This is a genomic window from Pseudomonas sp. MF09150 (genome assembly GCF_059862355.1).
In genome coordinates this window covers 1,146,108-1,159,689 of record NZ_JCBCUS010000001.1, presented here as the reverse complement: position 1 = coordinate 1,159,689, position 13,582 = coordinate 1,146,108, and the positions used below count along the sequence as shown (strand labels likewise).

The 13,582-nt window shown below is 66.5% G+C and carries 10 protein-coding genes; 9 read left to right on the top strand and 1 reads right to left on the bottom strand.

Annotated elements, in window-relative coordinates:
* The first annotated feature begins 10 nt into the window (after nucleotides 1-10).
* The 9 genes from pigE (at nucleotide 11) to AC19YX_RS04780 (ending at nucleotide 11,733) form a co-directional block, all read left to right on the top strand.
* Nucleotides 11-2,521 (top strand): prodigiosin MAP biosynthesis aminotransferase PigE, encoded by a 2,511-nt coding sequence (gene pigE, locus AC19YX_RS04820; RefSeq protein ID WP_500605782.1) that lies wholly within the window; start codon nucleotides 11-13, stop codon nucleotides 2,519-2,521.
* A 176-nt stretch (nucleotides 2,522-2,697) separates the two neighbouring features.
* The gene (gene moeB / locus AC19YX_RS04815) at nucleotides 2,698-3,870 is read left to right on the top strand and encodes a molybdopterin-synthase adenylyltransferase MoeB (RefSeq protein ID WP_500605781.1); all 1,173 of its coding nucleotides are present in this window, start codon (nucleotides 2,698-2,700) and stop codon (nucleotides 3,868-3,870) included.
* Nucleotides 3,871-3,890: 20 nt separating this feature from the next.
* Entirely contained in the window at nucleotides 3,891-4,298 is a 408-nt protein-coding gene (locus AC19YX_RS04810; protein WP_500605780.1) for a M67 family metallopeptidase, read from the top strand.
* 73 nt (nucleotides 4,299-4,371) lie between these two features.
* Complete coding sequence (locus AC19YX_RS04805; RefSeq protein WP_078472658.1) at nucleotides 4,372-4,644, top strand: MoaD family protein; 273 nt, start codon at nucleotides 4,372-4,374, stop codon at nucleotides 4,642-4,644.
* A gap of 85 nt (nucleotides 4,645-4,729) precedes the next feature.
* A complete protein-coding gene (locus tag AC19YX_RS04800) occupies nucleotides 4,730-6,580 on the top strand; it encodes a CoA transferase (protein ID WP_500605779.1) in 1,851 nt (616 codons plus the stop codon).
* Nucleotides 6,577-8,226: a class I adenylate-forming enzyme family protein gene (locus AC19YX_RS04795; RefSeq protein ID WP_020296669.1), complete on the top strand. Its 1,650-nt coding sequence runs from the start codon at nucleotides 6,577-6,579 to the stop codon at nucleotides 8,224-8,226. Before AC19YX_RS04800 ends, AC19YX_RS04795 begins: the two co-directional genes overlap by 4 nt.
* The gene (locus AC19YX_RS04790; protein ID WP_500605778.1) at nucleotides 8,220-9,440 is read left to right on the top strand and encodes an acyl-CoA dehydrogenase family protein; all 1,221 of its coding nucleotides are present in this window, start codon (nucleotides 8,220-8,222) and stop codon (nucleotides 9,438-9,440) included. The genes AC19YX_RS04795 and AC19YX_RS04790 overlap by 7 nt, the downstream gene beginning before the upstream one ends.
* On the top strand, nucleotides 9,437-10,654 hold the full coding sequence (locus tag AC19YX_RS04785) for an MFS transporter (protein ID WP_500605777.1): 1,218 nt from the start codon (nucleotides 9,437-9,439) through the stop codon (nucleotides 10,652-10,654). The genes AC19YX_RS04790 and AC19YX_RS04785 overlap by 4 nt, the downstream gene beginning before the upstream one ends.
* Nucleotides 10,651-11,733 carry a glucuronyl hydrolase gene (locus tag AC19YX_RS04780; protein WP_500605776.1) on the top strand — a complete coding sequence of 361 codons (1,083 nt, stop codon included), beginning with the start codon at nucleotides 10,651-10,653 and terminating at the stop codon, nucleotides 11,731-11,733. The genes AC19YX_RS04785 and AC19YX_RS04780 overlap by 4 nt, the downstream gene beginning before the upstream one ends.
* 40 nt (nucleotides 11,734-11,773) lie before the next feature.
* Here AC19YX_RS04780 and AC19YX_RS04775 read toward each other — a convergent pair whose 3' ends face one another.
* The gene (locus tag AC19YX_RS04775; RefSeq protein WP_078472652.1) at nucleotides 11,774-13,405 is read right to left on the bottom strand and encodes a methyl-accepting chemotaxis protein; all 1,632 of its coding nucleotides are present in this window, start codon (nucleotides 13,403-13,405) and stop codon (nucleotides 11,774-11,776) included.
* Nucleotides 13,406-13,582 lie beyond the last annotated feature (177 nt).

Below are 13,582 nucleotides of genomic sequence, written 5' to 3'. Positions count from 1 at the left end.
ACAACCCACCATGAAATTCGGTTTTATCGCTCACCCGACCTCCATTGCCCTGCAACGCCAGGTCAAGATCATTGATCTGCTGGACCGCACCCTGGCCGAGCAGGATCGCGGCTATCAGCCTCACCTGTGGCAGCCGCGCAACCTGGTGCCGTTCGCCGATTTCGGGCGCATCGTCAGTGCCACCGGCGCCACCTGCGAAGGCATCCTGCATTACCTGCCACTGACCGCCGAGCAGATGCTCAGCCAGCCGCGCACCATTGCCGGCCGGGTGCTCGAAGGCGTGCACAGCCTGCAACAGCAGGGCGCGCAACTGGTGGGCCTGGGGGGCTTTACCGCGATTGTCGGCAACCGTGGCTTGCAGACCCTGGACCGCAGCGGCGTGGCGGTGACCACCGGCAACTCCCTGACCGCCTATGCTGCCTACAAGAACGTGCTGGAGGCCATGGCGCGCCTGGAAGTGGCGCCGGACGAGGCTGAGGTGGCGGTGGTCGGTTACCCGGGTTCGATTGCCCTGGTGATCGCCAAGCTCCTGGCCCGCGACGGCTGCCGCCTGCGCCTGGTGCACCGGGGCAGCGCCGAGCAGGGACGTGAAAGCCTGGCCTACCTGCCGGCAGAAATGCACGGCCAGGTGCACCTGACCTCGGACATCGACAGCTGCTACCACGAGCTGCGTTTCTACGTCGCCGCCACCTCCAGTGGCGGGGTCATCGACCCGTACCGCCTGGCCCCGGGCTCGGTGGTGGTGGACGCCGCGCTGCCCCGCGATGTGCTGCCGTACCGGCACGACCGCAAGGACATCCTGATCATCGACGGCGGCCTGGTGTCGGCCAGTGAAGCCCTGCGTTTCGGCACCGAGACCCTGGGCCTGGCACCCAAGAAGTTCCTCAACGGCTGCCTGGCGGAAACCCTGGTGCTGGCCCTGGAAGGCCGAGCCGAAGCGTTCTCCATTGGCCGCGAACTGCCCGAGGAACGGGTCCTGGAAATCGGCCGCATCGCCGAGCTGCACGGTTTTTCGCCGTCGCCCATGGCCTCCTATGGCGAGCGCCTGCGCGAGGAAGACTTCCAGGCCCTGCGCCGTTTCCATCGCCGCAGCGTGGCGGCCACCCCCATCGATCAGCCGGCGGCCCTGCGCGCCGAAGCCCTGCGTTGCTTTGGCGAGCACATCAACCCGGTGCTGCGCGAGTTCTACCAGTTCAACCATATCGAGCGCGTGTTCACCCATGGCAGCGGTTGCTGGCTAACTGATCTGGACGGCGGGCGCTACCTGGATTTCGTCGCCGGCTACGGCTGCCTGAACACCGGGCACAACCACCCCCGGGTCAACCAGGCGTTGCAGGACTACCTGCAACAGCAGCACCCGACCTTCGTCCAGTACGTCTCGGTGCCGCTGCAGACCAGCCTTCTGGCACAGCGCCTGAGCGAATTGGCGCCGGGCAATCTGGAGCGGGTGTTCTTCAGCAACTCCGGCACCGAGGCGATCGAGGCCGCATTGAAATTGGCCATGGCCGCGATGCAACGGCCGCGGGTGCTGTACTGCGACAACGGCTACCACGGCAAGACCCTGGGCGCGCTGTCGGTGACGGGTCGCTACAAGCACCGCGACCCGTTCAAGCCGCTGCTGTCGCGCTGCGATTCGATCCCCTTCGGCGACCTCGATGCACTGGAAGCCGCCTTGGGCCAGGGCGATGTCGGGGCCTTTATCCTGGAGCCGATCCAGGGCGAGGGCGGGGTGATCCTGCCGCCGCCAGGCTACCTGAAGCAGGTGCGTGCGCTGTGCGATGCCCACGATTGCCTGATGATTCTCGACGAGATCCAGACCGGCCTCGGCCGCACCGGCAAGCTGTTCGCCTGTGAGTGGGAACAGGTGGTGCCGGACATCATGGTGCTCTCCAAATCCTTGTCCGGCGGCGCCGTGCCCATTGGCGCCACGCTGTCCAGCGCCCAGCTCTGGGACCGCGCCTACGGCAGCATCGACACCTTTGCCTTGCACACCTCGACCTTCGGCGGCGGCAACTTCGCCTCGGCCTCGGCCCTGGCCACCCTGGACGTGATCGCCGACCAGGACTTGGCCGGCAATGCCGCCCGGGTCGGCGGCCAGCTCAAGGAGGCCCTGCGCGAGGCGGTCAGCGGCTACCCGTTTATCCGCGAGGTGCGCGGCGTGGGGCTGATGATCGCCATCGAGTTCCAATACAGCTTCGCCGGTGGGGTCGAGGCCTTTGTCCGCGAGTTTGCCAGCCGGATCCCGGGCAACGCGGCGGGCACCTACCGCATGCTCTCGGGCAAGGCCAAGCGGCATATCGAGGAAGCCATCAGCGAGGTCGAGAAGAACTTCGAGGAGATGTTCGTGCTGCGCTTTGTCAGCAAGCTGTCCCGCGAGCATGGGGTGCTGACCTTCGTCACCGCCAACAACAACCGGGTGATGCGCATCCAGCCGCCGCTGGTGCTCAACGACGCCGAGGCGCGGCATTTTGTCGAAGCCTTCAGTGCCGTGTGCAAGGACATGTCGACCTTTCTCGCCTGATTAATCGCGGAGGCGGCCGGCCCTCGGAAGAGGGCCGGGCACCGGCCGGAAAGTTGCGCCCGATGTTCGATTGAATACGAATTCGTCCCCTTCGAATATGAAAAACGCCGGTGGTTGAATTGCTTAATCCAAGTTGCTAGTTGAGAATCGATTGCATTCATAAACAGGTATTACTTATGAAACTTCCTGCACTTGTAGAACCTACAGCGAACTTAAGTAACGAAGAAATAACCCGTTATAGCCGCCACTTGCTGATCCCTGATGTCGGCCTTGATGGCCAGCGTCGGCTCAAGAGCAGCAAAGTGCTGGTGATTGGTGCCGGCGGCCTGGGTTCGCCCGCGTTGTTGTACCTGGCCGCGGCCGGTATCGGCACCCTGGGCATCATCGATTTCGACCGGGTGGACGAGTCCAACCTGCAACGCCAGGTGATCCACCGGGTGGCCACGGTTGGCCAGCTCAAGGTCGACAGTGCGGCCGCCGCGATCCACGATCTCAACCCCCATGTCCAGGTCCAGGTCTACGACCAGCGCCTGGAGCCGGAAAGCGCGGTCGAGCTGTTCAGCCAGTACGACCTGATCCTCGACGGCACCGACAACTTCGCCACCCGCTACCTGGTCAACGACGCCTGCGTCCTGGCCAATCGGCCCTATGTCTGGGGCTCGATCTTCCGCTTCGAAGGCCAGGCCTCGGTGTTCTGGGAAAACGCCCCGGGCGGCGTCGGCCTCAACTACCGCGACCTGTACCCCGAGCCGCCACCGCCGGAACTCGCGCCTTCGTGCTCCGAAGGCGGGGTGCTGGGGATTCTCTGCGCCTCCATCGGCGCGATCATGGCCACCGAGGCGATCAAGCTGATCACCGGCATTGGCGAGAGCCTGCTCGGCCGCCTGATGGTCTACGACGCCCTGGAAATGTCCTACCGGCAAATGCCCCTGCGACGCTTGCCCAACCGCCGCCCCATCGAGGCCCTGAGCGACTACCAGGCCTTTTGCGGCCTGACCGCGCCGGTCGGCGTGCAGCCTTCGGACATCCCTTCGATCAGCGCCCGCGAGCTGCACCAACTGCGCGAAAGCGGCCAGGATGTGCTGTTGATCGATGTGCGTGAACGCACCGAGTGGGACATCGTGCGGATCCAGGGCGCCCAGCATCTGCCCAAGGGCCCCAAGCTCGCCGAGCTGATCGAGACGCGCTTCGGCAAGCACGCCAACCTGGTGCTGCACTGCAAGTCCGGGGTTCGCTCCAAGGCGGTGTTGCTGGAATTGCAGCAGCGTGGGTTCAGCAACGTGCGCAACCTGGACGGCGGGGTGCTGGCCTGGGTGCGTGATGTCGAGCCATCGTTGCCGTCCTACTGAGCCGGGACTGGGGAGCCGAGATGTTGAGTCTTCGTGCCGGTCTGCTGGAGGCCATGCTGGAGCAGGCGCGGCGAGATCACCCCCTGGAAACCTGCGGCATCATCGCCGCGCCGCTGGGGGAGAAAACCGCCGAACGCCTGATCGCCATGGACAACGCCTCGCGTTCGCCGACCTTCTTCAGCTTCGACCCGAGGCAGCAGCTGCGGGTCTGGCGCGAGCTGGATGAGCGCGACGAGGAATGCCGGGTGATCTACCACTCGCACACCGCCAGCGTGGCGTATCCGAGTGCCGACGATGTGCGTTACGCCGGCGACCCGAGCGTGCACTACGTGATTGTTTCAACCCTGGCGGACACTGAAGCGCCGATCCGCAGTTTTCGAATAATCGATAACAAAGTGACTGAAGAAAGTATTTATATCGTTCGCTAAATCCACGACTGGCCAACTTTAACTAACGATCAACTTATTAATAACGGGCTGTATAAAGCTCGGGGAGTTCTGTATGTCGATTTCCGTCAACGTGCCCACTTTGTTGCGCACTTTTACCCACGATAAAAAGCGTGTCGAAGTTCAAGGCACTACTGTTCTGGAAGTTATCGAGCACTTGGAACGGGACTATCCAGGGGTCAAGGAACGCCTGATCGGCGATGGCCAGGTGCACCGTTTCGTCAACATCTACGTCAACGACGATGACATCCGTTTTGCCGACAACCTGGCCACCGCGCTCAAGCCGGGCGACGCCATCACCATCCTCCCGGCCGTGGCCGGCGGCTGAGGTACGCCGAACCCTCCGGGCCTGCGCGGCGTACCTCACCCGAGGCCATCGCGCAGTGGCATGCAATCACTCTGGCGTCTGTCTTATGTCTCCTCTCTTACAGGGCTGTACCCTCAGCGGCGGCTTTGCTCCATCGGCCACCGGGTTCGCCCCGCTGGCAGCGTCACTGCGCTATCAAGCGACGGCGCTGGGCCTTGCGCCGCGCATCATCCATGCCGATCCGGCGCAGCAGGGGTTGGGTTTCACCTTGCGCCATCCTGACCTGCAACCGGTGCAGGCCCTGGTTCACGCCTGGCCTGATGGCCGCTCCCAGGCGTTCAGTGAACATACGCTGCAGGCCGCCTGCGGCTTGATGTCAGTGCACGGTCGGGCCAGTGGCAAGGCCCAGGGGCTGGGGCTGGACTATGTGGCCAACCTCAGCGCCAGCCTGGCCTTGCAAGGTGCCTTCGCCGCCGCCCTGGGCCAGTTGCGCGGTGGTGAGTGGCGTGAGGTGCACAGCTCGATGGCGGCGGCCGGGGTGCTGGGCATCGGCCAATACCTGGCGGGTGCCACGGCCGGCGCCGAGGCCGAGCACCTGCTGCCGGGCGCCACCTGCGCCAAGAATCGCCCGCCCTTTGTCTCGGCCGACGGCCTGCACTTCGAACTGGAAACCCTCGACGCCGAACCCTGGCGCCGCTTCTGGTCCGCCGTGGGCATCGACGGCGAGCTGGCGGGGCAGGGCTGGAAGGCTTTTCTGCTGCGCTATGCCAAGGCCATCGCGCCTATGCCGCCGGCGTTTCGCCAGGCGCTGTCGCGCTTGTCGATGGCCCGCATCGAGGCCTTGTGCGCCTTGAGCGGCATGGCCGTATGCCCGTTGCGCAGCCTGCAACAGCGCGCCACCGATACCGATCTGTCACGCCAGCGCAGCCAGGGCCCCTGGGCCTTCAGCGCCGGCCTTGGCAGTGACGCCGGCTGGCCGGCCCTGGCCCAGGACGGCTTGCCCTTGAGCGGGCTGACGGTGATCGAATCCTGCCGTCGGATTCAAGGCCCGCTGGCCGGCCACTTGCTGGCCATGCTCGGGGCCGAGGTGGTGCGCATCGAACTGCCTGGCGGTGACCCGTTGCGTTCCATGGCGCCCTGTGTCGATGGGGTATCGGTGCGCTTTGATGCGCTCAACCGCCTCAAGCAGGTGCGCGAGCTGGACATCAAGTCGGCGGCCGGCCGTGAAGAGTTGTATGAGCGGGTCCGCAACGCCGCGGTGTTCCTGCACAACTGGGCGCCGGGCAAGGCCGCCGAGCTGGGCCTGGACCGCGCCGACCTGGCGCGGATCAACCCGGGCCTGGTGTACGCCTATGCCGGTGGCTGGGGCCATGACCGTCCGGGCGAACCCTTGCCGGGCACCGACTTCATGGTCCAGGCCTGGTCGGGGGTAGGCGAGTGCATCGGCCAGGCCTCGGCCACCCCGGGCGGTTCGCTGTTCACCGTGCTCGATGTGCTGGGTGGCGTGGTCGCGGCCCAGGGCGTCACCGCCGCCTTGCTCCAGCGTGCCCTCAGTGGCCAGGCGGTGCGCGTCGACAGCTCGCTGCTGGGCGCCGCCAACCTGTTGTGCGAACCGCTGTTGCAGGCCGAACCGGCGCCGGACTCAGTGCTCAAGGGCCTGTACCCGACCCTGGACGGGCTGCTGGCCATCGACTGCCAGACCCCGGAGCAGCTCCAGCGCCTGGCACGAATGCTCGACTGCGACCTCAGCGCCGGCCCGCCAGGGCAGGACGCGGCGTTGCGCAGTGCCCTGGCGTCGCAATCCGCTGCTACCTGGCAACAGGTGCTGGGCGACGCCGACATCCCGACCTCCGTGGTCGTACAAGACCTGTCGCAGCTGGCTGAAGACGGGCGATTGAAGACGTGTTTAAGCGTGAATTCCTATACCTCGGTCAACGCTCACTGGAGTTTTCGATGAATAACGCAGGCATTATTGATCTGGTCCCCGCCGATGTACGCCGTGTCTGGGAATCCGACGGCACCTACCCCAATCGTTCGGTGTATCAACTGTTCCGCGAGCACGCCCTGCGCGAGCCGCACAAGCCCGCAGTGCTCTGCGCCGAAGGCACCCTCAGCTATGGCGAGCTGCATGACGCGGCGTTGCGCATGGCCGCCAGCCTGCGCGCATCGGGCATCGTCGCCGGTGATGTGGTGGCCTACCAACTGACCAACAGCTGGCGCAGTTGCGCCATCGACCTCGCCGCCGCTGCCCTGGGGGCGGTGGTCGCGCCATTCCCGCCGGGCCGTGGCAGCCTGGATATCCAGGCCCTGGTGCGCCGCTGCGATGCGCGGGCGGTGATCGTCCCCGCCGAGTACGCCGGGATCGACCTGTGCCAAGTGATCGAAGCGCTGCGCCCGACCCTGTTGTCGCTGCGGGTGCTGATTGTCGAGGGCGAGGCCCGTGCCGGCTGGCTGAGCCTGGAGTCGATGCTCAAGGCCGAGCCCCTGAGCGACGCGCAATTGCCCACGGTCTGTGCCAATTCCCCGGTGCGCCTGCTGGTGTCGTCCGGCACCGAATCGGAACCCAAGCTCGTGGCTTATTCGCACAACGCGCTGGTGGGCGGTCGCGGCCGTTTCCTGCAACGCATCCACCCCGAAGGTGCGACTTTCCGTGGCCTGTACCTGGTGCCGCTGGGATCGTCATTCGGCTCCACCGCGACCTTTGGCAGCCTGTCCTGGCTCGGCGGTTCGATTGCGCTGCTGTCGCAGTTCGACGTCGGCGCGGCCATCGAGGCCATCGAGCAGTTGCGGCCGACCCATATCCTCGGGGTGCCGACCATGCTCCAGCGCATCGCCGCCGATGCGCGCCTGGCCGAGGTCGACAAGTCGAGCCTGCTGGGCCTGATCTGCGGCGGGTCGCTGATCGACGAGGTCACCGTGCGCCGTTGTGTCGAGGCCTTCGGCTGCGGCTTTATCAGCCTCTACGGCTCGGCGGACGGGGTGAACTGCCATAACACCCTGGACGACGCCCTCGACGTGGTGTTCTACAGCGTCGGCCGGCCGAACCCGGCGGTCTGCGCGATCAAGATCTTCGACGAACACGGCCAGGAACTGCCCCAGGGCAGCATTGGCGAAATCAAGGCCCGGGGGCCGCTGAGCCCGATGCAGTACGTCAACGCCCCGGAGCTCGACGCCCAATACCGGGACGCCGAAGGCTGGGTCAACACCGGCGACCTGGGTTACATCGACGCCGATGGCTACCTGATTCTGTCCGGGCGCAAGAAGGACATCATCATCCGTGGCGGGGCCAATATCAGCCCGGTGCAGATCGAAACCCTGGCCACCGGCCACCCGGATGTGGTCAGCGTGGCCTGCGTCCCGGTGCCCGATCCGGACCTGGGCCAGCGCGTGTGCATCTGCGTGACCCTGCGCGACGGTGCGCCGCGTTTCTCCCTGACGGAGCTGACCGATTACCTGCGCGAGCAGGGGCTGGAGGTCAACAAACTGCCGGAATACCTGCGCTTCTACCGTCAACTGCCGCTGACCCCGGCGGGCAAGATCGACAAGAAATCCCTGGCCGCCGAAGTGGCGTTTCTCGAAAGCGGGGCGGGCATCGCATGTTGAGTGCACTGGCGGTCGCCGCCCCCCAGGACAGCGCCGAACTGGCGCGGCAGGTCCGGCAGTTTGTCGATGAGCGGATTCTGCCCCATGAAGCCGAACTGGCCGGTGAGCCGCGCCAGGCGGCGCGGCGCATGGCCGAGCTGAGCGCCGCGGCCCGGGCCGCCGGGTTGTGGGGCAGCTTCTACCCCCAGGCCCTGGGCGGACGGGTCAGCAGCCTGCGCAGCTACCTGGCGGTGGCCGAGCAGGAAGGGCGCTCGGAATACGCTCCGGCGATCTTCGGCGACGACGCGACCCTGGACCTGCACATGCTCACCCGGCATGCCAGCGAAGACATCCGCCGGCGCTTTCTCGCGCCCCTGGCGGCGGGGTCGATGGTGTCCAGCTACGGCATGTCCGAGCCCGACAGCATTGGTTCGATCCCGGCGACCATGAGCAGCCGCGCGCAGTGGGTCGACGGTCATTGGCTGCTGAGCGGACGCAAGTGGTTTATCTGCCGCGCCGAGCGTGCAGCGCTGGTCACGGTGATCGCGCGCACCGCCGAGGGGCCGCTGGAAGGGGCACTGTCGATGTTGCTGGTGCCCAGCGATGCGCCGGGGTTTGGCGTGGTGCGGCCGCTGTCGATCCTCGGGCGGTTTTGCGGCCAGGGCGAGTTGCTCTTCGATCAGGTCAAGCTGCCCCCCAGCCATGTGCTGGGGCAGGCGGGGCAGGGCCTGGCGCTGATGCAGGAGCGCTTGCGCCTGGGGCGGGTGCTGCGCTCGGTGCACTGGCTGGGCCTGGCCCAGCGCTGCTTCGACCTGATGTGCGCGCGCATCCATTCGCCGCGCGGCGAGCAGGCGCGGCTGGGGGACAAGCAACTGGCGCGGCAGCGGGTGTTCCGGGTCTACCAGGCCATCGCCAGCGCCCGTGCGCTGTTGCAGGACGCCGCCGATAAATACGATGCCGGGGTGGCCAACAGCGTCGAAGTCAATATCGCCAAGGTTGCGTCTTCCCAGGCTCTGAGCATGGCGGCCGACTCGGCGATCCAGATCATGGGCGCCGAGGGCCTGAGTGAGCTGTCGCCGCTGTCGGGCATTTACCGCACTGCGCGCACCACCCATATCCTCGACGGCACCGACGACGCCCTGATCAGCGCCGTGGGCCGGCAACTGCTGGACAACTGCGGCGAGGCGGGGCTGGATTTCGACTGGCCATCACGGCCGGCGGGAGTCCCACGATGAGCGAGGGCAATACGGCGCGCGGCGGTGGGTTGCGGCTGGTACTGACCGCCGCCATGGCCCTGCCGATGCTGATCTTCTACGCCGTCGGCACCCTGGGCCCTTTGCTGGTGGCCGACCTCGGCGTGCCGACCCACTGGCTCGGCTGGCTGATCATGAGTGCCTTTGGTTTTGCCGCGCTGCTGTCGCTGTGGGCCGGGCCGCTGGTCAATCGCCTGGGTACCCGGCGTGCCCTGGCCTGGCTGTTCTGGGCCACGGCCGGTGCCTATGCGTTGCTGGCGAGCCTGCCGGGATTTGCCGGGGTGGTCCTGGCGCTGGCGGTCTGCGGCATTGCCCAGGCCCTGGCCAACCCGGCGACCAACCTGTTGATCGCCGAGCGTGTCGCCCCCCGGGACAAGGCCTCGGTGGTCGGCCTGAAGCAATCCGGGGTCCAGGTTTCGGCGCTGTTCGCCGGCCTGCTGCTACCGGGCCTGGCCTTGGGCCTGGGCTGGCGTGGGGCCCTGGCCACCATGCTGGTGCCGGCCTTGCTCCTGGCGGTCCTGGGACCGCGCGTGGCCCCGCGTACGCACCAGGCCAAGCCCATGAGCCTGGCCCTGCACCGGCCCAATGGACGCCTGGCGCTGCTGATGAGCGTGCAGCTGTGCGTGGGCATCGTGCTGTCGTCGTTCGTGACCTTTCTCGGGGTGTTCGCCACCCGCCAGGGCATGAGCCCGGGCCTGATCGGCGGCTTGATCGCCAGCTTCGGGGTGATGGGCATCGTCGCCCGCACCTGCCTGACCCCGCTGGGCGCGCGCATGGCCGATGAGTCCTGGTTATTGCTCGCGCTGTTGCTGCTGTCGGGGGTGGCGTTGTGGCTGACCTCCCTGGCCACCCCGGAGCGCCACTGGTTGCTGTGGGCCGGCGCCCTGGGCATGGGCCTGACGGCGGTGGCGACCAATGCCATCGCCATGAGCATGGTGTTGCGCGACCCGGGTTTCGGCAGCCCGGCCCCGGCGGCAGGCATGCTCTCGGTGGGCTTCTTTGGCGGTTTCGCCCTGGGCCCGGTGTTGTTCGGGCAACTGTTACGCGGGTCCCTGGGCTTCGCCGATGCCTGGCTGGCGCTGATTGGGGTGCTGCTGCTCGGCGGCGTACTGAGCCTGCTGCTGTACCGCGCCCGGCAACGCCATCGGCGTGCACCGGTAGTGGCGGCCAAGCCGCTGCTGAGGGCTGTCGAATGAACGCCTTGAGCCGCACCCAGGCGCCGCTGCAATCGGCGGAAGTGCAGCGCGCCATCGACCAGTTGCTGGCGCGCCTGGAGCTGATCGACGCCGCCTGTGGCGAGGGCTTCCCGTTGTATTGCCGGGGCCTCGACCAGCCCTGGAAAGTCTCCGCTGGCGGTTCCTGGCTGGGCGGTTTTTGGGCCGGCCTGTGGTGGCTGCGCGCCTATTGCCGCGCCGCGGACCAGGACCGGCAACAGGCCGAGCAGATCAGCCAGCGCCTGGCCGACAAGCTCGACAGCGACACCCATCACCGCAGCCTGATTTTCTGGTACGGCGCCGGACTTGGCGCGCGCCTGCTGGGCAGCGAGCCCGCTGCCGAGCTGGCACGCCAGGCCAGCCAGCGTTTGGCCCAGGCCTTCAATCCGTTGCTGGGGGCCATTCCCCTGGGGCGCGACATGGGCGGTGGCGAACAGGGCGATCAGAGTCTGAGTATCGACCCGTTGGTCGCGACCCTGCACCTGTTTGCCATGGACGCCGAGCCACGCTCCCTGGGCCTGGGGCGCCAGCAACTGCACAGTTCGTTTCGGGCCTGTGCCGGGCCGGACGGTGCCTGGAGCAGCCATGGGCGCTTCGTCCAGGGGCAGTGGCAGGCTGGTGATGCGCCCGGGAATTGGTCCCGGGGCCAGGCCTGGGCCATGCTCGGCCTGGGGGTGGGGGCCGAGCTTTACGGCGCGCCATTCACTGCCGATGCCCAGCGCGCGGCCGCGTACTGGTTGCGCAGCCGGGCGTTGGCCGGGCCGGTCAATCGGTTGTATGAACCCCAGGGTGCGGATGATCCCTGCGCGGCGGCCATGGCCTCCCTGGCCCTGCTCGGGCTGGCGGCCACGGCGGCCGATGGCGAGGCCTTGCGCCTGCAAGCCGAGGCGCAACTGGCGGCGATCATTCGTGGGGGCGACTTTCAGCAGGGCTGCTTTGTCGGTCACTGCTACCGCACGGCGCCGGCCGTGGAGCAGAAGGTCGAAACCGCCTGTGGCAGTTTTTTCCTGCTGGCGGCGCTGCTGGCCTGGTCCGGGAAAATCGACCCCAGGTGGATCTGACATAGCGCTTCACCTGCGTGAAGCGCTGGGTCCGGCGGGTTTACAGGCGGAACACATTCACCTGCTGTTCGAGGTTCTGTGCCAACTGCTGCAGCGAGCGCGCGGTCGCGGTGGTTTCCTCCACGGCCTGGCTGTTCTGTTGGGACATCTGGGCGATGCGCTCGACGTTGCGCGCCACGTCCTGGCTGGCGGCGGTCTGTTCGCGCAGGGCCAGGGAGATCTGATCCACCACCCGCACCACGCTGCCTGAAGACTGGCGGATATTGACGATGGCTTCCCCGGCCTGCTGCGCCAGTTCGACCCCGGTCTTCACCTGCTCCACCCCCACGTCCATCTGAGTGACGGCATCCCGGGTGCCGACCTGGATTTTCTTGATCATCTCGGTGATTTCCTGGGTCGAGTTGGCGGTGCGTTGCGCCAGCAGCCGCACTTCGTCGGCCACCACGGCGAACCCGCGGCCCTGTTCGCCGGCGCGGGCGGCCTCGATGGCGGCGTTGAGGGCCAGCAGGTTGGTCTGCTCGGCGATGCCCTTGATCACGCTGACAATGCTGGAAATCTGCTCGGAGTGCTGGTCCAGTTCAGCGATCTGGGTTGCCGAGGACTGCACCGTGTCGGCAATCAGACGCATGCTGGCCAGGGTGTCCTGGATCACGCTGCCGCCTTCCTCGGACTGGCGCCCCGAGTCGCTGGACATGGCGTGGGCTTCGCCGGCGTTGTCGGCCACGTGGTTGATGCTGACCGTCAGTTCTTCCACCGTGGCCGCCATGGACGAGGCCGAGTGGGATTGTTCATGGGCCGACGCCGAGAGCTGGGTCGAGGCGCTGGAGATACTCTGGGACGCGACCACCAACTGATCGGCGCCTTGCTTGATGCCGGTGATCATGCTCCGCAGGCGTTCCTGCATCACGGCGAAGGCGCTGAGCAGGTTGCTGACTTCATCCTTGCCGCTGCTGGCGATGCTGCTGTCCAGGCGCCCGTCGGCAATCGCCTTGGCCACGTCCACCGCCTGGCGGATGCGCCCCACCAGGTTCGACGACAGCGACCAGGCCACCAGCAGCGCCAGGACTGCCGCAGCCAGGCCGCCGCCGATCAGGATCACCAGAGCCGAGCGCTTGGCCTCGACCATGGCGGTGGAGCGGCTCTCCAGCAGTGCTCGTTCGTCGTCGCGCAGTTCACTGATCAGCTGGCGCATGCCATCCATCTTGGCCTTGTCGCGGCCGGCGGCGATCTGCTCGAGCAGCGCCGACAGCGGCTGGGTGCCGGCGGTCACCGCACGCCGCAGGTTGAGGTGGCTCTGGATATCGTCCTGCATCCACTGATCGTGCAGGACCTTGATGCGCTCCAGGCGCGACTGCTGCGCCGGGTTGTCGGCGGTGCTGCTCTTGATGCGGGCGTAATACTCGGCGAAGGCTTTTTCACCGTCCTGCAAGGGTTGCAGGAAACTCTCCTGGCCGCTCAGGGCAAAACCGCGCACGCCGGTTTCGATATTGATCAGGCTGCGCAGCAGGGACCCGGATTCGTTCATCACTTCGTAGCTGTGGATGTTGCTTTTGACGCTGCTGCTGACCTGATCGAAGCCGCGCAACGCCGAGAGCACCAGGACCAGGATAATCAGCAGGACCAGGCCGAAACCTGCATACAGCTTTTGCGAAATGCTCAGATTGGAAAACATGGGAGGTGGTTCCTGAACCGTTGGCCGAAGAAGTCACGGGCGCCTGCCACAGCGGGCGCCAAGTGATGGCTTATTGATATTTAAATGACATCAACGGTCGGACTTAAGCTGTACAAAAAAAGTTTCATGTACAGGTAATTTTAATTGCCGGAATGGCCGGCGCAGTTGTTTCAGCAG